The sequence below is a fragment of the Microbacterium oxydans genome (assembly GCF_006540085.1).
Classification (GTDB): domain Bacteria; phylum Actinomycetota; class Actinomycetes; order Actinomycetales; family Microbacteriaceae; genus Microbacterium; species Microbacterium oxydans.
In genome coordinates, this window is record NZ_BJOG01000010.1 from 13,062 (window position 1) to 33,490 (window position 20,429).

17 protein-coding genes are annotated in these 20,429 nt (G+C 68.8%); 9 read left to right on the forward strand and 8 right to left on the reverse strand.

The window, feature by feature from the left end:
- Positions 1–13 precede the first annotated feature (13 nt).
- Both MOX01_RS17915 and MOX01_RS17920 read left to right on the forward strand, forming a co-directional pair.
- The gene (locus tag MOX01_RS17915) at positions 14–634 is read left to right on the forward strand and encodes a CpaB family protein (protein WP_127012345.1); all 621 of its coding nucleotides are present in this window, start codon (positions 14–16) and stop codon (positions 632–634) included.
- Entirely contained in the window at positions 631–1,866 is a 1,236-nt protein-coding gene (locus tag MOX01_RS17920) for a CpaE/TadZ family protein (RefSeq protein ID WP_061015950.1), read from the forward strand. The genes MOX01_RS17915 and MOX01_RS17920 overlap by 4 nt, the downstream gene beginning before the upstream one ends.
- On the opposite strand, the gene MOX01_RS17925 is transcribed toward MOX01_RS17920, so the two are convergent.
- Both MOX01_RS17925 and secA read right to left on the reverse strand, forming a co-directional pair.
- Positions 1,790–3,016: a pyridoxal phosphate-dependent aminotransferase gene (locus MOX01_RS17925; protein WP_058633163.1), complete on the reverse strand. Its 1,227-nt coding sequence runs from the start codon at positions 3,014–3,016 to the stop codon at positions 1,790–1,792. The two genes, MOX01_RS17920 and MOX01_RS17925, sit on opposite strands and share 77 nt — an antisense overlap.
- A 65-nt stretch (positions 3,017–3,081) precedes the next feature.
- The gene (gene secA / locus MOX01_RS17930; protein WP_113680691.1) at positions 3,082–5,883 is read right to left on the reverse strand and encodes a preprotein translocase subunit SecA; all 2,802 of its coding nucleotides are present in this window, start codon (positions 5,881–5,883) and stop codon (positions 3,082–3,084) included.
- A gap of 188 nt (positions 5,884–6,071) precedes the next feature.
- On the opposite strand from secA, the gene MOX01_RS17935 reads away from it, so the two are divergent.
- On the forward strand, positions 6,072–6,692 hold the full coding sequence (locus tag MOX01_RS17935; RefSeq protein WP_058633164.1) for a PadR family transcriptional regulator: 621 nt from the start codon (positions 6,072–6,074) through the stop codon (positions 6,690–6,692).
- Positions 6,693–6,793: 101 nt separating this feature from the next.
- Positions 6,794–8,119 (forward strand): coiled-coil domain-containing protein, encoded by a 1,326-nt coding sequence (locus MOX01_RS17940; RefSeq protein ID WP_141370914.1) that lies wholly within the window; start codon positions 6,794–6,796, stop codon positions 8,117–8,119.
- A gap of 81 nt (positions 8,120–8,200) precedes the next feature.
- On the opposite strand, the gene hpf is transcribed toward MOX01_RS17940, so the two are convergent.
- From hpf to mtrA, 5 genes are all read right to left on the reverse strand, one after another.
- Positions 8,201–8,857: a ribosome hibernation-promoting factor, HPF/YfiA family gene (gene hpf / locus MOX01_RS17945; RefSeq protein WP_046749488.1), complete on the reverse strand. Its 657-nt coding sequence runs from the start codon at positions 8,855–8,857 to the stop codon at positions 8,201–8,203.
- A 132-nt stretch (positions 8,858–8,989) separates the two neighbouring features.
- Complete coding sequence (locus MOX01_RS17950; protein WP_058632642.1) at positions 8,990–9,637, reverse strand: ComF family protein; 648 nt, start codon at positions 9,635–9,637, stop codon at positions 8,990–8,992.
- A 91-nt stretch (positions 9,638–9,728) separates the two neighbouring features.
- Complete coding sequence (locus MOX01_RS17955; protein ID WP_230977853.1) at positions 9,729–11,447, reverse strand: LpqB family beta-propeller domain-containing protein; 1,719 nt, start codon at positions 11,445–11,447, stop codon at positions 9,729–9,731.
- Positions 11,444–13,123 (reverse strand): MtrAB system histidine kinase MtrB, encoded by a 1,680-nt coding sequence (gene mtrB / locus MOX01_RS17960; RefSeq protein ID WP_058632640.1) that lies wholly within the window; start codon positions 13,121–13,123, stop codon positions 11,444–11,446. Before mtrB ends, MOX01_RS17955 begins: the two co-directional genes overlap by 4 nt.
- 7 nt (positions 13,124–13,130) lie before the next feature.
- Positions 13,131–13,811 (reverse strand): MtrAB system response regulator MtrA, encoded by a 681-nt coding sequence (mtrA, locus tag MOX01_RS17965; protein ID WP_046749491.1) that lies wholly within the window; start codon positions 13,809–13,811, stop codon positions 13,131–13,133.
- A 98-nt stretch (positions 13,812–13,909) separates the two neighbouring features.
- Here mtrA and MOX01_RS17970 point away from each other — a divergent pair, with 98 nt between their 5' ends.
- Genes MOX01_RS17970 through MOX01_RS17990 form a run of 5 tightly spaced genes read left to right on the forward strand, consistent with a single transcriptional unit; the run spans position 13,910 to position 19,384 of the window.
- A complete protein-coding gene (locus tag MOX01_RS17970) occupies positions 13,910–15,232 on the forward strand; it encodes a glycerophosphoryl diester phosphodiesterase membrane domain-containing protein (protein ID WP_141370916.1) in 1,323 nt (440 codons plus the stop codon).
- The gene (locus tag MOX01_RS17975) at positions 15,229–15,870 is read left to right on the forward strand and encodes a DUF4129 domain-containing protein (protein WP_058632639.1); all 642 of its coding nucleotides are present in this window, start codon (positions 15,229–15,231) and stop codon (positions 15,868–15,870) included. Before MOX01_RS17970 ends, MOX01_RS17975 begins: the two co-directional genes overlap by 4 nt.
- Positions 15,867–17,108 (forward strand): DUF4350 domain-containing protein, encoded by a 1,242-nt coding sequence (locus tag MOX01_RS17980; RefSeq protein WP_141370918.1) that lies wholly within the window; start codon positions 15,867–15,869, stop codon positions 17,106–17,108. Before MOX01_RS17975 ends, MOX01_RS17980 begins: the two co-directional genes overlap by 4 nt.
- A gap of 44 nt (positions 17,109–17,152) precedes the next feature.
- Entirely contained in the window at positions 17,153–18,076 is a 924-nt protein-coding gene (locus MOX01_RS17985; RefSeq protein ID WP_218867656.1) for an AAA family ATPase, read from the forward strand.
- Complete coding sequence (locus tag MOX01_RS17990) at positions 18,077–19,384, forward strand: DUF58 domain-containing protein (RefSeq protein WP_141370920.1); 1,308 nt, start codon at positions 18,077–18,079, stop codon at positions 19,382–19,384.
- Positions 19,385–19,422: 38 nt separating this feature from the next.
- Here the strand turns inward: MOX01_RS17990 and MOX01_RS17995 are convergent, their stop codons facing one another.
- On the reverse strand, positions 19,423–20,415 hold the full coding sequence (locus tag MOX01_RS17995; protein WP_046749496.1) for a stage II sporulation protein M: 993 nt from the start codon (positions 20,413–20,415) through the stop codon (positions 19,423–19,425).
- Between the last annotated feature and the right edge of the window lie 14 nt (positions 20,416–20,429).

A 20,429-nucleotide genomic window follows, 5' to 3' on the forward strand; every position in this document is an offset into this window, starting at 1 on the left:
TGACGATATCGCCATGGCTTCCCTCTCTCCTCCCCGTCGCGCCTTCTGGGGCGACGTGCGATTCCTGATCGGCATCGCCCTGGTCGCCCTGTCGATCGGCGGGGTCTGGCTCATCGTCTCCGCCGCCGACGATGCGGTACCCGTTCTCCAGACCACCCGGACGATCACGCAGGGCCAGCCCGTGACCGCCGCGGATTTCCAGGTCGTCGACGTGCGACTCGGCGCTGCCGGTGAGGGATACCTCGGGCCCGACGACCTCCTTGCGGACAGCGTGGCGACCCGCACCCTCGACGGCGGCGAACTCGTCCCCGTCTCGGCGCTGACCGATGCGGAGGACAGCCGATCGACGACGGTGGTCATCCAGAGCACGACGGGAATCCCGGAAGGCGTCGCCGCGGGAACAGTCGTCGAGATCTGGCAGGCACCGCCGGTGGATGAAGGGCGCTCGTACGATGTCCCGCGCATCCTGGTCGCAGACGTGATCGTCCGCGACGTGCTCGAACCCGAGGGGGTGCTCGCCGAGGCCGGAACCCGGCTCGAGGTCGTGATCGACCGCGCCGATGTCGCCGACGTGCTCGCGGCGATCACGGGAGGCTCCGCGCTCTCGGTGGTGCCGGTCGGGGCGGGATCGTGACGGGCGTCGTCGTGGCCATCCCGCAGCCACGGGCGGATGAGCTGGCAGCGGAACTCGCCCTCGAAGGCGTCGATGTCATCGCGACCGTCCCCGCCGCCCCACTCGCAGAGATCCCGGACGGGGTGGAAGCGATCATCGTCCCCGCCACTCGATCGATCCTGAATGCGGACCTGATCGCACTGTGCGACCGTGCCGGAGTCCGCATCCTGGCTCTCGGCGCCGAGGACAGCCGACTGCTGGGCCGTCTCGGCCTCTCCACAGCGCTGCGACCTGACGCGGCGGGGTGGGAGATCGCAGCCGCGCTGCTGGCCGAGACGGACACGCCACCGCCACCAGAGGCCCAGCTCCCCCCTCGTATCGTCGCCGTCTGGGGACCACATGGGGCGCCGGGGCGGTCGACCCTGTCGATCCAGCTGGCCGTGGAGCTCTCCCGCACCGGACGCCGCACGGCCCTGGTCGACGCGGATACCGTCGCTCCTTCGCTCGCGATGCTTCTCGGTCTCGGCGACGACGCTCCCGGCATCGCCGCCGCCTGCCGGAGGGCCGAGCGCGGCGCGCTCGATCCGGCGGAGCTGACGCGACTGGCGACGACGGTGACGACGAGCGCGGGTGAGATCGAAGTGCTGCCGGGGATCAACCGCCCCAGCCGTTGGCCAGAGCTGTCATCCGCGCGCCTCGTCGCCGCGCTCGGCACCTGTCGCGGGTGGATCGACGAGACAGTGGTGGACGTCGCCGGTGCGTTCGACGCCGACGACGAAGTCACGTACGACCTTGCCGGACCACGACGTCACGCGGCGACCACGGCTGCGCTGCAGGAGGCGGATCTGATCGTGGCGATCGCATCGGCCGACCCTCTCGGTATCAGCAGGTTCATCCGCGATCATGCCGAGCTTCGCCGTCTCACCTCCCCCACGCCCGTCATCGTCGTGGTGAATCAGGTGCGCCCCGGCCCCCTCGGGATCGATGCGCGCGGGCAGGTGCGACGCACCCTGGAGAGGTTCGCCGGCATCACCGACGTCTTCTTCCTCCCCTTCGACCTGCGCGCGGCGGATGCGGCTCTGCTGCACGCCCGGCCGATGACCGATGTCGCGCCCCGCTCGCCGTTCGCCGCCGCTGTGCGGAGACTGGCGGCATCCCTCTCCCCGCCGGCGACGGCTACTGCCGGTAGCTCGAGAGGAAGTTCCCCAATCGTTCGACGGCTTCGCTCAGCACTCGGGGTTCGGGGAGCGTGACCAGTCGGAGGTGGTCGGGGGTCGCCCAGTTGAATCCGGTGCCCTGGACCAGCAGGATGTGCTCCGAGACCAGCAGGTCGTACACCAGACGGGCGTCGTCCCTGATCTCGTGCACGTTCGGGTCGAGTCGAGGGAACGCGTACAGCGCACCCTGGGGCTTGACGCACGACACTCCGGGGATCGACTCGAGCCCCTCCCACGCGATGTCCCGCTGTTCATGAAGACGCCCCGTCGGCGCGATGAGCGCCTCGATCGACTGCACTCCGGAGAGCGCCGCCTGCACGGCGTGCTGCGCCGGCACATTGGGGCAGAGTCGCGTGGACGCGAGCAGCGTGATGCCCTCCAGGAAGCCCTTCGCGTGATCCTGCGGCCCTGTGATGACCATCCAGCCCGACCGGTATCCCGCGACCCGATAGGTCTTGGAGAGGCCGTTGAAGGTCAGGCACAGCAGGTCGGGAGCGAGCGTGGCCGTGGGGATGTGCACCGCTCCGTCGAACAGGATCCGGTCGTAGATCTCGTCGGAGAGCAGCAGCAGCTGGTGCTCCCTGGCGATCTGCACCAGCCCCTCCAGGATCTGGCGCGAATACACGACGCCGGTGGGGTTGTTCGGGTTGATGATGACGAGAGCCTTGGTCCGCGGTGTGATCTTCGAGCGGATGTCCTCGAGGTCGGGCTGCCACTCATCTTCCTCGTCGCAGAGGTAATGCACCGGTGTGCCGCCAGCGAGACTGGTCATCGCCGTCCAGAGGGGGTAGTCCGGCGCCGGGATGAGGACCTCATCGCCTTCGTCCAGCAACGCCTGCATCGTCATGGTGATGAGCTCGGACACACCGTTTCCGAGGTACACGTCATCGGGGTCGAACCGGGGGAAGCCCTCGATCTCCTCGTACCGGCTCACCACGGCACGTCGGGCCGAGATGATGCCCTTGCTGTCGCTGTATCCGTGTGCGGTCGGCAGCGCCGCCAGCATGTCGCGCACGATCTGGTGCGGGGCGTCGAAGCCGAAGATCGCCGGGTTGCCGGTGTTGAGCTTGAGGATCTTGTGGCCCTCCGCCTCCAGCCGCGCCGCCTCGACGAGGGCGTTTCCGCGAATCTCGTACAGGACGTTCTTGAGCTTCGACGACTGGTCGAAGTTGCGCGTTGGGGTCATCGGCCAAGCCTACAGCGACGAAAGGAGGGCCAATCCACGCGGACTGGCCCTCCTCTGCGCACGCCCTACTTCTTCTTCTTGCCCTGGGCCCGACGCTGCTCGCGGTTGCCTGCGGCCGGAGCCGCTGCATCGGTGCGCTGGCCGAAGGCTCCTCTCGGCGCCTCCTCCGGCTCGCTCTGCGGAGCCTGAGCGCGGGCAGCGGCCTGGCGTACGCGATCCGTCGCCGCCTGCTGGACCTGGCCGCGGTCGTTGCGGACCTCGACCTCGCCCGCATCGTTGGCCGCCGAGTACTCGAGACGCTGCTCTCCCCCATCGGTGGCGAGCCCCTTGGCTTCGACCTCCGCCGTCTGGGAGTCGCCGGCACGACGCACCTCGACTTCGAGGTTGTAGAGGTAGCCGACCGACTCCTCCTTGATCTGTCCCATCATCGACTGGAACATGGCGTAGCCCTCGCGCTGGTACTCGATGAGCGGATCGCGCTGGGCCATGGCCCGCAGACCGATGCCGTCCTTGAGGTAGTCCATCTCGTAGAGGTGGTCGCGCCAGCGGCGATCGAGCACCTGCAACACGACGCGACGCTCCAGCTCACGCGTCGCCGCTTCACCGAGGGCCTCTTCGCGCGCTTCGTACGCGATCTTGGCATCGGAGAGCAGCTCGCGGGTCAGGCCGTCGGCGTCGATACCGCCCTTGCGGTCGGCAGCCTCGGCGACGACCTCATCGATCGTCACCCCCACGGGGTAGAGGGTCTTGAGCTCGGTCCAGAGCGCGTCGAAGTCCCAGCTCTCGTTGTGGCCCTCGCCGGTGTGGTCGCGGACGACACCGCTGATGGCGTCCTCGATGAAGTGCTGCACCCGGTCGGCGATGTCGTCGCCCTGGAGGATCTGACGGCGGTCGGCGTAGATGGCCTCGCGCTGACGGTTCAGGACGTCGTCGTACTTGAGGACGTTCTTGCGCATCTCCGCGTTGCGGGACTCGACCTGCGACTGAGCGCTGCGGATCGCACGCGACACGAGACCGGACTCGATCGGCACGTCGTCGGGGAAGTTGGTCCTGGCGAGGATCGCCTCGGCAGCGCCCGACTGGAACAGACGCATCAGGTCGTCGGTGAGGCTCAGGTAGAAGCGGCTCTCGCCCGGGTCGCCCTGACGTCCGGAGCGACCGCGGAGCTGGTTGTCGATACGGCGGGACTCGTGGCGCTCCGTGCCGAGCACGTAGAGGCCACCGGCCTCGATGACCTTCTCGGCCTCCTCGGCGACGACGGCCTTCATCGCTTCGTACGTCTCGTCCCAGGCGACCTCGTACTCCTCGGGCGTCTCCACGGGGTCGAGCCCCTTGCCCTTGAGCTCCTGGACCGCGAGGAACTCGGCGTTTCCACCGAGCATGATGTCGGTTCCTCGTCCTGCCATGTTCGTGGCGACCGTGACGGCACCGAGGCGACCGGCGCGCGCGACGATCTCGGCCTCGCGCGCGTGGTTCTTCGCGTTGAGGACCTCGTGCTTGATGCCCTTCTTGGCGAGCAGACGCGAAAGGTACTCGCTCTTCTCGACGCTCACCGTTCCGACCAGCACCGGCTGGCCTTCGGCGTGCCGTTCGGCGATGTCCTCCACCACCTGCGCGAACTTCGCTGTCTCGTTCTTGTAGACGAGGTCGGACTGATCCTTGCGGATCATCGGCTTGTTGGTCGGGATCGGGATGACGCCGAGCTTGTAAGTCGACATGAACTCGGCGGCCTCTGTCTCGGCCGTACCGGTCATGCCGGCGAGCTTGTCGTAGAGACGGAAGTAGTTCTGCAGTGTGACGGTCGCGAGGGTCTGGTTCTCGGCCTTGACCGGAACCCCCTCCTTCGCCTCGATCGCCTGGTGGATGCCCTCGTTGTAGCGGCGACCGACCAGGATGCGGCCGGTGTGCTCGTCGACGATCATGACCTCGTCGTTCATGACGACGTAGTCGGTGTCCTTCTTGAAGAGCGCCAGCGCCTTGATCGAGTTGTTCAGGAACGAGATCAACGGCGTGTTCGCGGACTCGTAGAGGTTGTCGATGCCGAGGTAGTCCTCGACCTTCTCGATGCCGGGCTCGAGGACGCCGACCGTGCGCTTCTTCTCGTCGACCTCGTAGTCCTCGCCGACCTCGAGGGTGCGGGCGATCTTCGCGAACTCGGCGAACCACCGGTTCGCCTCGCCCGATGACGGGCCGGAGATGATGAGCGGGGTGCGCGCCTCGTCGATGAGGATCGAGTCGACCTCGTCGACGATCGCGAAGAAGTGCTCGCGCTGGACGAGATCCTCCTTGCGCCAGGCCATGTTGTCGCGCAGGTAGTCGAAGCCGAACTCGTTGTTCGTGCCGTAGGTGATGTCGGCGGCATACTGCTCGCGGCGCACTGCCGGAGTCTGACCGGAGACGATGATGCCGGTGGTCATGCCGAGCGCGCGGAACACGCGCCCCATGAGCTCGGCCTGGTAGCTGGCGAGGAAGTCGTTGACCGTGATGACGTGAACGCCCTTGCCGGCGATCGCATTCAGGTACGCGGGCAGCGTCGCGACGAGGGTTTTGCCCTCACCGGTCTTCATCTCGGCGATGTTCCCGAGATGAAGGGCGGCCCCACCCATGATCTGCACGTCGTATGCGCGCATGCCGAGGGTGCGCTTGGCGGCCTCGCGCACGGCGGCGAAGGCCTCCGGCATCAACTGGTCGAGCGTCTCGCCCTTCTCGAAGCGCGCGCGCAGCTCGGTGGTCTCGTTGCGCAGCTCGTCGTCGGTGAGCTTGGAGATGTCCTCTTCCAGTGCACCCACTGCCTTGACGACCTGATTCAGGCGGCGGATGACCCGCCCTTCGCCCGCACGCAGGAGCTTCTCAAGAGGATTGGCCACGGATGTCATCTCCCTGTCGGTGGGTGAACCGCCGGTCGTCGGTGAACCCGACGCCAGGCATACTTCGCCATGTTACCGGGCTGTGACCTGCACGTCGCCTGCATAGCCGTCCCGCGCGTCGAATCGGACGTTCGCGCGCCGACCATATACTCGGTATCGCATTCCCGGACGGCCACAGGAGACGAACGATGTCAGTACGCCAGAGTCTGCTCGCGATCCTCGCGCAGGGGCCGTGCTACGGCTATCAGCTCCGTCATGAGTTCGATCGCCGGACCGGTTCCATCTGGCCGCTGAACGTCGGGCAGATCTACAACACGCTCGAACGTCTCGAACGCGACGGCCTGGTCTCGCGCGGAGAGGCAGACGACCGGGGCCATGTGTACTGGCAGATCACCGACGCCGGACGGACGGAGGTCGACCGCTGGCTCTCCTCCCCCGTCATGCGCCCCCAGGGCACCAGAGACGAACTCGCCATCAAGGTCGCGGTCGCCGCCACGTTGCCCGGCGTCGACCCCGCAGCCGCGATCCAGTCCCAGCGATCCGCATCGCTCCGACAGCTGGAGGCGCTGCAGAGGCAGCGACGCGCACATCGGGACGTCGACGCCCCTGAGGGACTCGCGTGGTCGCTCGTCGCCGACTCGATGATCTTCGCCGCCGAGGCCGAGATCCGATGGCTGGACCATGCCGCACAGCGTCTGGGTGCCCACCCTCGCCACGCGATGACACTCGAGCTCACCGCCGATCGCCCGAAGCGGGGACGCCCGACGAAGGCCGAGACGGCGACGGCCGACGCGATCGCGGCGTCCTGACCCGGCCCGATGTCGCCCGGCTCGCTCACGCGGACCGGTTCCGCGTTCGCCCCGAGCGGATGCTCAGCCACCGCTGGCCCCCGGGAAACTAGGATCGGGTCATGGCTGGATTTTGGGGCAGACGCAAACGCGAACAGGAAGAACTCGCCGCTCAGGACGCCGATCTCGCACGCCGTGCTGAGCAGGCCCTGGTCAGCGCAGACGAGCGGATCCGCACGACCTCCGATGAGCTCGCCTTCGCGGAGGCGGAACTCGGCGAGTCGCTCACAGCCGATCTGCGCAGGGCGCTCGCGGCTGTACGCACCCATCTGCGGGAAGCGTTCCAGCTCCACCAGCTGAACCACGACGAGATCCCCGACACCGACGAAGAGCTGCGCACACGCAACGCGCGCATCCTCCAGCTCTGCGACTGGGCGCAGGACCTTCTCGACGAGAAGACCTCCGTGCTCGCCGAGTCGGTCGCCAAGGTACGCCGCGCACCCGAGATCATCGCCCAGGTGCGGGCAGACGCGGCGGCGCTGAGTGCTCGCATCCCGCAGACCAGCGAAGCCATCTCCCGCCTCTCGTCGCGGTATGCGGACTCCGCCATGCATCAGATCACCGCGAGTGCCGCCGAAGCGGAGCAGCTCATCAGCTTCGCGACCCACAGCGCCGACGTGTCGGAGCGCCGTCGGGCCGCGAAGCAGAACGAGGAAGCCAACGTGGCGCTCGAGACGGCGACCGAGGCCACCCGCCGTGCCTCCGCCCTGCTCGACGCCGTGGAGGACTTCGAGATCGAGGCACTTCGCGCGGAATCCACCCTCGCCGAGGTCGTCGCCGACTCGCGCGGCGATCTCATCGCGGCGCGAACAGCACCGAACGTCCCGGCCGTCGCCGACGCCGTCGCCGCCCTCCAGAGAGCGTTGGCCGCGCTCACACCCTCTGGGCAGCCGAACGACCCCTTCGCCGAGCTGTCCCAGCTGCGTGACGCCAACTCCGCGCTCGACGAGGCGATCGCCAAGGCCCGTCACAGGGCGGAGAACCCGCTGCCGAGCCTCGCTCAGGTGCAGCATGCCATCGACGACGCCGACCGCCAGCTGGGCGTCGCGCGAGGCCTCATCTCCGGCCATCGGGGGTGGATCGGCGCGGATGCCCGAACCCGACTCGCGGAGGCGGAGCGGCTGCGGGTCGACCTCTCGGACCTGCTGCCCGCAGAGGACACCCGCGAAGCCGCGCTCGTCCAGGCGCGCCGCGTGGCTCATCTGGCTTCCGAAGCACTGCAGCTCGCGCAGCGCGACATCGACTCCTCCCGTCCGCAGGATCAGGACTGGGGCGGCGGTGGCGGCTGGGGCGGCGGCGGACGACGAGGAGGCGGAGGCGGGGACCTCGCCTCCGGCATCCTCGGCGGGCTCGTGATCGGCAGCCTGCTCGACGGCATCTTCGACTGACGCGCCCTTCTCGGCTTTCGCACACCAGAACGGCCCGGTCCCCTGCGGGACCGGGCCGTTCTGCGATTCTGCGATTCCGGATCAGGAAGCGAGCGCCTCGGACGGCGGAGCCTGGGTGCTCAACGCGATCACTCCGTAGTCCCAGCCCTTGCGTCGATAGACGACACTCGGGTGGTCGGTGCGGACATCGACGAACAGGAAGAAGTCGTGTCCGACCAGTTCCATCCTGTCGACGGCTTCCTCGACGGTCATCCACTCGGCATCGAAGCTCTTCGTGCGGATGACGACGGGCGAGTACTCGTCCTCCTCCGCCTGCTGCACCGGCACGCTGCCGGTCGCGACCGCACGGAGGACGTCAGCGGATGCCGGCTGGACGTCGATGCCCTCCAGCACCCCGCTCCCCTTCTCGAAGTGGGCGCCGCGCGGGTGCTGTCGTCCGTCGACCCGCTTCTCCTTCGCGCGACGCAGCTGCTCGGACATCTTGTCCACGGCGAGGTCGAGCGCCACGAACTTGTCGCCGTCCGTCGCCTCTGCGCGGACGACGGGGCCCTTTCCGATCAGCGTGAGCTCGACGGTCTCGTCGGGGATGCGACCGTTGCGATACACACGGTGGGTGACCTTCACATCCAGTCGCTGCGCACGGGACGCGAGCATCTGGATCTTGGCGATCTTCTCTTCGACAACGGTTCGGAAGCGATCGGTGATACCCACTCCGACGCCAACGATGCTTGTTTCCATTGCTGCCTCCTTGTCCCGGTCCTCCCGGCCAAGGGCGGACCGTGGTCGCCTTGTGTCCCCCCACCGTAGTCCGCCCGTCGGCGGATGTCACGGGGTCTTCCCCCTGTGTCGCCGATGCGTTCCCGATGAGGTTCATCCGAATCCGTCACGGCGCGGCGTGGCGGCCAGCGCGACCGCTGCCGAGACGTGGAAACCCGCCGCGGTCAGCGCCCGTGTCGCCTCGTCGAAGGTCGCCCCTGTCGTGACGACGTCGTCCACGATCACGACCTCGGTGCCTTCGCCTGCCCGACGCACGCGCATCGCGCCGCTCACGTTCGTCGCACGCGCCCGCGCGCCCAGCCCGCGCTGGTCCGAGGTGCCGCCCACGACGCTGAGGAGCCTCTGCGGTTCGGCGTTCGCCCTCCGGATCAGGAGGTCGGGGACACGGTATCCCCGGCGCCGGAAGGCGCTTCGCGACGTCGGCACCGGCACGATCCACCTGCTCGCACTCTCCGTCGAGTTGAGCACGGACGCCAGCGCCGCGCCGAGTGGGCGCGCCAGGAGCGTCTCGCCCTTCCCCTTCAGACGACGGATGCACTGCGCCGCCACCCCTTCGAAGGAGAGCGCGGCCGTCACGGGAAGCCCCTGCGGCGTCGCGAGCCGCTGCGGGTCCGGTTGCAGCGCCTGCCGGCATCGGCCGCACAACAGGGTGCCGGGCTCGTCGCACCCCGCGCAGGTCGCGGCGAGGAGGAAGGCTGCGATCTCGGTGCCCAGATCCAGGAGGTGAGTCTTCGTCCACATCCGACGATTCTGCGGTCTGGCGGTCTGCCCCTCCCAGGATCTCAGGATGTGCGGGCGAAGAGCAGCACATCGCTCTCGCGTGCAGGGAGAGTCACTCCCCGACGCGCGTGGCGAGCACCGCGACGCCGGAGGCGACTTCCCGCCATGCCGACCCCGCGTGGGCGAACAGCTCACCGTTCGCCCCGAGGATGCGCACACCGGACGCCGTGCGCGCCCCGGCGATCGAGACGGCATTGTTCGGTGCGGCCTCCGTCGCCCCCGGCCCCCCGACCATCTGGGTGATCAGTCGCGGGCTGCTCGGATCGGCGAGCACCCCCACCCGGTCGAGTCCGAGCCACACCAGGCCTGTCGCCGGGTCGGCGAGCTGCGTCAGCTGCTTGACCTCTCCGAGTTCGATCGGAACACCGGCCGAGTCCCGGACGACCGCCGCGACGACGACCCACATCTGCTTGCCGACGGTCACGACGGCTGCCACCCTCGCGCCATCCGCCGAGACCCTCAGATGCGAGATCCCCGACGCGCTCGGCCACGCCTTCGCGATCGGATGGGCTACGGCGTCGCTTCCCGACGCCTGCAGGGACGCGGGGGAACCCGTGGGCACCGACCAGGTGTAGCCGTAGGGATCGAGCGAGGGATTGATGAGCCCGGGGCGGGCGTCGAGCTCGTCGAGGCTCCCCGCGCCGACGAGGTAGACGTGCTGGTCGGCGAGTCTGGTGGCGGCGTGGGTGTCGTCGGCGGCCACATCGATCGAGACGATCGGCTGCGGGATCGATGTGATCTCCGCGCTGATCCCGTCGAGCGGCGAGATCTCGTCCCCGACGATGCGCCCGAACGCGCCGTTCTGCAGCACGAGTGTGCCGATCTCGGTGGAGGGCTCCTTGACCTCGGCCTGCCCCGCGTCCAGGTCTCTCCCGTCCACCGTGAATCGCACCTGCGTGACGGCGACGCCGGAGGCCCTGAGGGTAGCCTGGAGCTGCGTGCGCATGCGCGACAGCGTCGTGGCATCCAGTCCGCTGGCCGGGCGCGTGAGTGCGACGTCAGCCACCTGTCCGACGATCGGCACCGCATCCTGCGCCAGCTGCACGTCGGCGGGGAAGGCGTTCTGCACTGCCGGGTCGAGCCATTCGCTGGGGGCACCGCCGATGAGCGCCCGTGTCACCGTCGTCGCGGGGCTCTGCCGCCGCGGGAACCAGCGCATGTCGGGCACCAGGCGCGACCAGCCGAGGTCGAAATACTGCAGCGGATACCCCTCGAAGACCTTCGTGAATCGCGTCTCGTCGATCACGACGCCGTCGGGCGCCTGCGTGATGCGCCATTCGCCGTTCTCCATGCGCTGCACGGTGAACGCCACCGCGGACGAGCCGACGGCCTCGGCGTATCCGCCGGAGTCGTCGACACTCGCGACGAGGTCCAGCGTCACCTGGACCTCCGCCGTGTCCGCGTCCTCGACCTCGTCATCCGGGACCGAGGACGTGACGGTCCTGGTGTCGGGGCCGATGTCGATCGACACGCCGGCGGAGGGGCTCCAGCTCCGCTGCAGCGATGGCGCGAGGAAGTCGCGCGCGGTGTCCCAGTTGTCGGTGGTCGTGATGCCGGCTTCGAGGAAGCCGTCGACGATCTCCTCCGGCCCTGCGCCCGTGATCGGCCCGGAGGCCACGGGAAGGATGTCGATGTCCTGTGGGGATTCGCCGAGCTTGAGGCCGACGGCGACGTCGCCGCTGGTCGGCAACCCGGCGCAGGCGGGAAGCAGCAGGGCGACGAGCACCAGCGCGAGTCCCCGCAGCCTTCGCTTACCTCGGTGCTCGGTCACGGCCGATCCTCCTCATCGAACATGCCGGCCGGCGCATCGGTCAGCGAGATCGGCTGGGTCGCGTCCCCGATCTCCGCGAACGGCTCCTGCGGCTCCACGGGGATAGGGCTCGGACCGTCCAGGACCCCCTCGTGTCGAGGAATCGTCAGGACGAAGTTGGTGCCGACGCCCAGCTCCGACCACACATCGAGCGTGCCGCCGTGCAGCGTCGCATCTCCCAGGGCGATGGAGAGCCCCAGCCCCGTGCCTCCGATCGTCCGCTGGCGTGAGGGGTCGGCACGCCAGAACCGGTCGAACACCCGCTCCGCATCCGCCGGATCCATCCCGAGCCCGAAATCCCGCACTCCGGCGGCCACCGCGTGCTGATTGCTGTCGATGGTGACGACCACCGGACGACCTTCTCCGTGCTCGATCGCGTTTCCGATCAGGTTGCGCAGGACACGCCGCACGCGCCGCGGGTCCATGTCCACCGGGGAGTATCCCCCAGGCGCCACGAGCCTCAGCTCGGTGCCGTGCCCCTCGGCGAGAGGACGCATCTGCTCGATGATGTCCTCGGCGAGGTGGGTGAGGCTCGTCGCCTCCAGTTCCAGCTGCACCGATCCCGCGTCGTACCGACTGATCTCGAGAAGGTCGGACAGCAGCGTCTCGAAGCGCTGCACCTGGGCGTGCAGCAGTTCGGCCGTGCGGGCGGTGGTGGGGTCGAACTCCTCGCGCTGATCATTGAGCATGTCGGCGGCGAGACGGATAGTGGTGAGCGGCGTGCGCAGCTCATGAGAGACATCGGACACGAATCGCTGCTGCACCATCGAGAGTTCGCCGAGCTCCTTGATCTGGGATTCGATGCTGTCGGCCATCGCGTTGAACGAGCGCCCGAGCGTGGCGAGCTCGTCCTCCCCGTGTACCTCGAGACGCACACCGAGATCACCTGCCGCCAACCGCGCACTCGTCTCGGCCGCCTGCACGATCGGGGTCGACACGGCACGGAGGACGATCCAGGAGATGGCGGCGACGATCGCCACCAAGCCGATTCCCGCGATCCACAGCGTCCGCTGCACGAAGACGAGGGTCTGGTCGGCATCGCCGAGGTCGTAGGCGAAGTAGATCGCGAAAGCCCCTGCCTCCGGGACCTGCAGCTGCTGCCCGACGATGATGCCCGGCACTTCGCCACCGTCGGCGGCCGGCAGAGCCACCGACTGCCAGGCCTGACGGTCGTCGAACTCGATGACACGCGCCTGGAGCTCGGGGCTCAGCAGACTCCGGCTCAGTCCGGCCTCGAACCCGTTCAGCCGCACGCCCTTGGCATCGTCGACCTTGAAACCGGCGAGCTGATCCGTGCTCGACGTGCGGGTGAGATTCGACTGCACACTGTTCCACAGTTCGGTGAGAGCCGCGGAGTCGTCGCCCACCTCCGCCACATCCAGGATCCCCTGGGCCTGGTCGACCGCGCGGCGGGAATCCTCGAGTGCGACGTCCTTGCGCGAGATGAAGAGATCATTCTGGATCACGAGCGCCATCGTGACGCACGTGATGAAGATCGCGAGCGAGGTCGCCAGCAGTGTGATCGACAGCGTACGGAAACGCAGCGAGCGGCGCCACAGGACTCCGAGCATCGTCGGCCAACCGCGCCAGTCGCGCAGGACAGCGACCGTCGTGGTGGTCGCTGTCGTCGCGGCCATCGTGCGCCTAGCCGACGCTCCCGGCGCGATAGCCCACTCCACGCACCGTCATGACGATCTTCGGGTTGTCGGGGTCGAGCTCGACCTTGGCGCGCAGGCGCTGGACATGGACGTTCACCAGCCGGGTGTCGGCCTTGTAGTGGTACCCCCACACCTGCTCCAGGAGCATCTCCCGGGAGAACACCTGCTGCGGCTTGGAAGCGAGCGCGACGAGAAGCTGGAACTCCAGCGGTGTGAGCGCGATCGGCTCGGAGCCGCGACGGACCTCGTGCGCATCGACGTCGACGGTGAGATCACCGACGCGAAGCTGCTCGCTGGTGGTCTGCGGCGTCGGACGGAGACGGGTGCGGATGCGCGCGACGAGTTCCTTCGGGTTGAACGGCTTGACCATGTAGTCGTCCGCACCGACCTCCAGTCCTCGGACGACGTCGGCCGTGTCGCTGCGAGCGGTGAGCATGATGATCGGCACGCCGGACTCCGCACGGATGCGCGTGCAGATCTCGATCCCGTCCATGCCGGGAAGCATCAGATCGAGCAGCACGAGATCGGGCCGCTGGGCTCGCCACTCATCGACGGCGCGCGCGCCGTCGGCGCAGAAAACCGGCTCGAAGCCTTCGGTCCGAAGCACGATCCCGATCATCTCGGCGAGCGCTGTGTCGTCGTCGACCACGAGAATACGTGAGGTCATAAGAGTTACCTTATGGCACCGAGTCCCAGCGATCCCAGGTCTGCGCTCCGTGCAGGGGATATGACACGATGGAGGCGCACGATGGAGAGGGAGTGCCTGTGACCGGACAGACGTGGACGCCTGCCCCGAAGAAGGGCATCATCCCTCTTCACCCGCTGTCGTTCGGGATGCTGCTGGGGAAGGCCTTCGCGGCACTGCGACACAACCCCAAGGTGCTCTTCGGGTTCGCCGTCGTCATCCAGCTCATCGTGGTCGTCGTCACCGCTGTGGTGATGGGCGTGGTCCTCTTCACCACGTTCAGCCGCCTGGAGACCGTCTCCCCCTCTTCTCCGGACTTCGAGGCGGTGATGGCGGGCACCATCGCGGTGAACGTCATCGCCGGACTGGCCGTCGGTGTCGCCTCGATCGCCTTCACGGCCATGATGCAGGGGGTCGTCGCCGCGGAGATCGGGTACGCCGCGATCGGTGTGAAGGCCACGCTGCGGATGCTGTGGCGGCGGATGGCGCCCGCCTTCTGGAGACTCGCCGGTTTCGCCTCTCTCTCGGTCGCCGCCGTGTTCGGTCTCTTCATCATCGCCGCCGTCATCATCGCGGGCTTCGTCGCCGGAGGCCTCGGGGGGAGCATGGAGATGGTCGGCGTCGTCGTGCTCGTGGTGATCCTGATCGTGCTCGCCTGCATCCCCCTCGCGGTGTGGCTCACCACGAAGCTGCTGCTCGTGCCGTCGATCCTGGTCCTGGAGCGTGCCCGTTTCCGTGACGCCTTCGTCCGCTCCTGGCGGCTCACCCGCGGGCGGTTCTGGGTCGCGTTCGGCGTGACATTCCTGATCAGCGCGATCATGGGCATCGCGGCGCAGGTGGTGAGCGTGCCGGCGACGTTGCTGGGATCGCTCCTCGGCTCCGTCGTCGCCCCCACCGGCGCAGCGGATCCGAGCGCTGTCGTGGCATTCGTCGTGACCCTGATCGCTCCCCAGATCCTGCTCCTGGTCATCCAGGCGATCACGCTCGTGGTGCAGAGCACCGGAGCCGCGCTCGTCTACCTGGACTGCCGGATGCGCTACGAGGGCCTGGATCAGACGTTGATCGCCTATGTGGAGCGCCGCGACCTCGGATGGACCGATGAGCAGCAGGAGGATCCGTTCCGCGTCGATCCCTCACGCGCGGTGACATCGGCTCCTCCGCCCCGCCAGGTTCCGGAACACGTGATGATGTCCCAGGGATACGCATACCCTCCGTCTCCGGCGACGCCCTATCCGACGCCTCCGTACCCGACGCAGGGATACCCGACGCAGCCGGCACACCCGACGCAGCCGATGCAGCCGGCGGCAGGAGCATTCCCGCCGCCGCCACCCGCGGTGCCCGCCCCCGGAGACGCTCCGGCCGACAGCGGCTGGACAGCACCCGGCTCCGACGGCGCCGCATGATCCGACGCTTCGACGATCTCTTCGTGCCCGATGGCGACGAGGCTCGACGCTGGGCGGAGGAAGAGCTCTCCAACCCGCGCTACGCGGACGCGAAGCCCACCTGGTTCGATCTGGTGGCCCGCGACATCGGCCGCTTCCTCGCCGATCTGTTCAGCTCGGACAACGGCGCGAACGTCGGTCCGTCCGCCCTCATCATCGTCAGCGTCATCATCGCGGCTGCTCTGATCGCCGCCCTCATCATCTGGGGACGGCCGCGCAGTTCGAGGTCGATCAGGCGGGCGCACGGAGACCTCCTCGGTGCGGCGGACGACCGCACCGCAGCACAGCTGAGATCGGATGCCGAGCGCGCCGCACGCGAAGGCGACTGGGACTCCGCGACCGTCCTGCGCTATCGCGCCATCGCCCGCAGCCTGCGGGAACGCGATCTGATCGATCCGGCACCCGGCGCGACCGCGCAGGGGATCGCCCGCGAGGCCAGCACGGTGTTCTCGGACGAGGCCGAGGCGATGCGACGCGCCGCCCTCACCTTCGACGATGTCCGCTATCTCGGACATCACGCGACGGCGGAGGCGTATCGGGATCTCGTCGACACCGACGATCGGATCCGCGGACGCCGCCTGGAAGTGGTGCCGGCGTGAGCATCACAGACAGCGAGCGCACGCCCCTGCTCCCCGCCGCCTCCGACGCCGAACCGCTCTCCACCGCCGAACGCCGCCCGAGTCGCGCGAAGTCCATCATCGGCTGGGCCATCGTCGCGGCGCTCGTGCTGATCGTCACGGTGGTGGGTCTTCGCGTAGCCGCGACGGCACCCGGTGCGCGCGGCGCCCTCGACCCCGAGGCCCGCGACGATGCCGGCGCACTCGCGCTCGCGAACATCCTGCGCGATCAGGGCGTCGAGGTCGACGTCCATCGGTCACGAGTCGAGGCCCGCGCGGCGATCGACGCCGACACCACACTGGTCATGGCCAACCCCTACACGCTCACCGACGAAGCACTCGCGACGCTCACCGAACCCGCGGAGCGCGTGGTGTTCCTGTCCACGAGCACGCATCTGCTGAACGAGCTCCGCATCGGCGACAACGCGCCGGGCACATCGTCGGCCGTGAGCGCGGAGTGCGATGTCGCGGAGTTCGCGAAGGTCGGCACGATCCGCGCCGACCGTCTCTTCGCCGCCGCTGACGGCGTGCAGGCCTGCTTCGGGGATTCCGAGGGCGCAGCCGTCCTCGTCGATCGTCGCACCAGTCCTCAGCGCACCGTGGTGGAGGGATCGAGGCTCTTCGGCAACGCCTACCTCGCCGAGAACGGGAATGCGGCCCTCGGACTCGCCCTGCTCGGTCAGACCGACCGCGTCGTCTGGTATGTCCCCAGCTTCGCGGACTCCGACATCGAAGCCGAGCCGGTCGACACGCTGGGCAGCCTCACGCCCCCGTGGGTGACGCCCGCCATCCTGCTGCTGATCGCGGTGGGGGTCGCGACGGCGATCTGGCGCGGCCAGCGGTTCGGTCCCCTCGTCGCCGAGACGCTGCCGGTCACCGTGCGAGCCTCGGAGACGATGCAGGGACGCGCACGTCTCACGGCCAGAGCCGCGGACTCCGCACACGCCGCGCAGGCGCTCCGCGACGGCACTCGGCGACGTCTCGCCCGTCGGCTCGGACTCGCCGTCCACGCCGACGCGGATGAGGTCGCCGACGCGGCATCGGATCGGCTGCGGGTCCCGCGCGGCACGCTCCAGGTACTGCTGGCCGGGCCCCCGCCCGAGGACGACGCCGCCCTGATCGAACTCGCCAGACGCCTCGACCAGCTCGAGACGGCGGTGGACGAGACCGCCCGCACCGACACGACCGCCCATCCCCGAGAAGCAGAGGGAAACACGTGACCGCTGAGAACCATCCCACCGATGACGCCACGCTGCGTCAGGCCATGCACCGGGTGCGCACGGAAGTCGACAAGGCCGTGGTCGGCCAGGCCGGCACCGTCACCGGTTTGCTCGTCTCCTTGCTCGCTCGCGGACATGTGCTGCTCGAGGGTGTGCCCGGTGTCGCGAAGACGCTGGTCGTGCGCTCCTTCGCGCGGGCACTCGGCCTCGACACCAAGCGCGTGCAGTTCACTCCGGACCTGATGCCCGGCGACGTGACCGGCTCCCTCGTCTACGACGCACGTACCGGCGAGTTCGACTTCCGAGCCGGTCCCGTGTTCACCAACATCCTGCTGGCGGACGAGATCAACCGCACGCCGCCGAAGACCCAGGCTGCACTCCTCGAAGCCATGGAGGAGCGCCAGGTGTCGGCGGACGGGGTCAGTCGCCCCCTCCCCGACCCGTTCCTCGTCGCAGCGACCCAGAACCCGATCGAGCACGAGGGCACCTACTCGCTGCCGGAAGCACAGCTGGATCGCTTCCTGATGAAGCTCGTCGTCGGGATGCCGGAGCGCGACGCGGAGGTCTCGGTGCTGCGTCGGCACGCCTCGGGCTTCTCCCCCAGAGAGCTCACCGGAGTGGAGGCGGTGGTCACCGCCGAGGAGATCCGAGCGGCGCAGCACGCTGCTGCCGCGGTCGAGGTGACCGACGACGTCCTCGGCTACGTCGTCGATCTCGCCCGAGCGACCCGCCAGTCGCCCTCGGTCGAGCTCGGTGCCAGCCCCCGCGCCTCCACCGGACTGCTCGCCGCAGCGAAGGCCTGGGCCTGGCTCAACGCGTCTTCGGCGGTCACGCCCGATCATGTGCAGACGATGCTGGTCCCGGTGTGGCGCCATCGTCTCCAGCTGCGCCCCGATGCGCAGATGGAAGGCGTATCCGCCGATGCGGTGCTGACCTCGGTGGTGCAGCAGACCAGGGTGCCGATCTAGGTGTTCATCACCGGTCGCCTCGCCGTCGCCATCGCCGTCGGTATCGTCCCGCTCGTCATCGCCGGGCTCGCGGGCTATCCGGCGTACGCGGTGCTCGGTGCCTGGATCGCTCTGTGCCTGCTGCTCGTCGCCGTCGACGTCGCCCTCGCCGCGAGTCCTCGCTCCGTCACCGTGAGCCGCCGGCTGCCCGCACGCGCGCGGCTCGGCGAGCCGGTCCCGGTGAGCGTCGCGGTGCACAACCACGGCAGCAGGGCACTGAACGCGACGCTCCGCGACGCATGGCAGCCGACAGCGGGCGCTCCGCTCGACCGGCAGCGTCTGCACATCGCTCCTGGCGAACGCGGCCGGGTCGCCATTCCGCTCCTCCCCCGCCGCCGCGGAGAACTCGTGAGCGAGTTCGTGATGCTGCGTTCGCGCGGGCCCCTCGGCATCGCCGGTCGACAGGCCCGGCACGTCGTCCGCGGGGCGATCAGAGTGCTCCCGGCGTTCTCCTCCCGCAAGCATCTTCCGTCGCGACTCGCCCGGCTGCGCGAGCTGGACGGCAACACGAGCATCCAGGTGCGCGGTCAGGGCACCGAGTTCGACTCCTTGCGGGAGTACGTGCGCGGAGACGACGTGCGTTCGATCGATTGGAGGGCGACGGCTCGCGCCGGGACCACCATGCTGCGGACCTGGCGCCCGGAGCGGGATCGCCACGTCGTCATCATCATCGACACGGGACGCACGGCTGCCGCACGTGTCGGGGACGGCACCCGTGTTGATGCCTCACTGGAGGCCGCGCTGCTGCTGGCGGCACTCGCCTCCCGCGCGGGCGATCATGTGCACCTCCTGATGTACGACAGGGTGGTCCGCGCGCGGGTAACGGGCGTCGACGGCGCCGCGCTGCTGCCGGCACTCACCGACGCCATGGCTCCGGTGCACGCTCGGCTGGTCGACACGGACTGGCACGGCGCGTTCACCGCCGTCCGCACGCTCACCACACGCCCCTCGCTCATCGTGGCTCTGACCGCGCAGGATGCCGCCGAGTCGGCGCGCGGATTCCTCGGCGCCTTCCCGAACGCGTCACGCGCGACCACCGTGCTGGTCGGCTCCGTGACCGATGACGGCATCTCCGCGCTCGCGCGCCGACGCGACTCCCGGGAGGACGTGTACCTCGCAGCAGCGGCCGAGAGGACCCTCCGCGATGCGGAGAACGTCGCCGATGCGATCCGCAGGGCGGGCGGAGAGGCGATCGCCGCCGATCCGGAGGAGCTTCCTCCCCGGATCGCCGACCGCTATCTGGAGCTGAAAGCGGCTGGTCGGCTCTGAACCCCCGCCCACGATGAGATGTGGCGGCTCACCGTCTGTCAGCCCGCCACCAGACGCGGCGTACCCGCTTCGTACTCGACGAGGTCTCCCGTCTCACCCTGGCGGTGCGCGCGCCCGCCGATGACGAGCATGTAGATCAGGAACACGGCGAGTGCCGCGCCTCCGATACCGATCTTGACCGGCCACGGCAGTGCCCAACCGGTGACGAAACCTTCGACGAGCCCCGCGAGGAACAGGGCGAAGACCAGACCGATCGCCACGGTCGCGAGCGCTCGGCCCTGCTCGGCGAGCGCTTCACCTCGCGTGCGTCGCCCCGGCGCCACCCAGGCCCAGAACACGTGCAGACCTGCGGCGGCCGCCACGAAGATACAGGTCATCTCGAGCATCCCGTGCGGAAGGATGTACAGCACCATCAGGTCGGCCTTGTCGTGGACGGCCATCACCGCGCCGGTGGTCCCGAGACCCATCGCGTTCTGCACGAGCATGTAGACCGGCCAGATCCCCGTGACGCCGAAGAGCACGCACTGCATCGCGATCCAGGCGTTGTTCGTCCAGACCATGCCCATGAACACGGCAGCGGGGTTCTCGGTGTAGTAGCCCGTGAAGCTCTCGTCCGCATACTGCTCGAGTGCCGACGGCGAGCCCAGAGTCGCCACGAGCGCGGGATCGCTCGCGATCCAGGCCGCGGTGCCGACGGCGACCGCGATGAAGGAGATCGCGATGACCAGGGTCGTCCAACGCAGGCGATACAGCGCAGCGGGAAGCTGCAGACGGAAGAAGCGTCCGGTCTGCGTGAGGATGCTGTCCGATGCACCGGTCAGACGCAGGCGTGCACGGACCAGGATGGTCGACAGGTAGGCACCCTGCGGCGAATCGCCGACTGAGGTCTTGAGCTCAGCCAGGTCGGCGGAGGCGGCGCGGTATCGGACGATGAGCTCGTCGACCCCGTCCCCGTCGAGACGGGCGCGACTGAGTTGGTCCAGCCGCTCCCATTCGGCGCGGCGTGCATCTGTCAGCGCATCGGCATCCACCTGATTTACTGTAC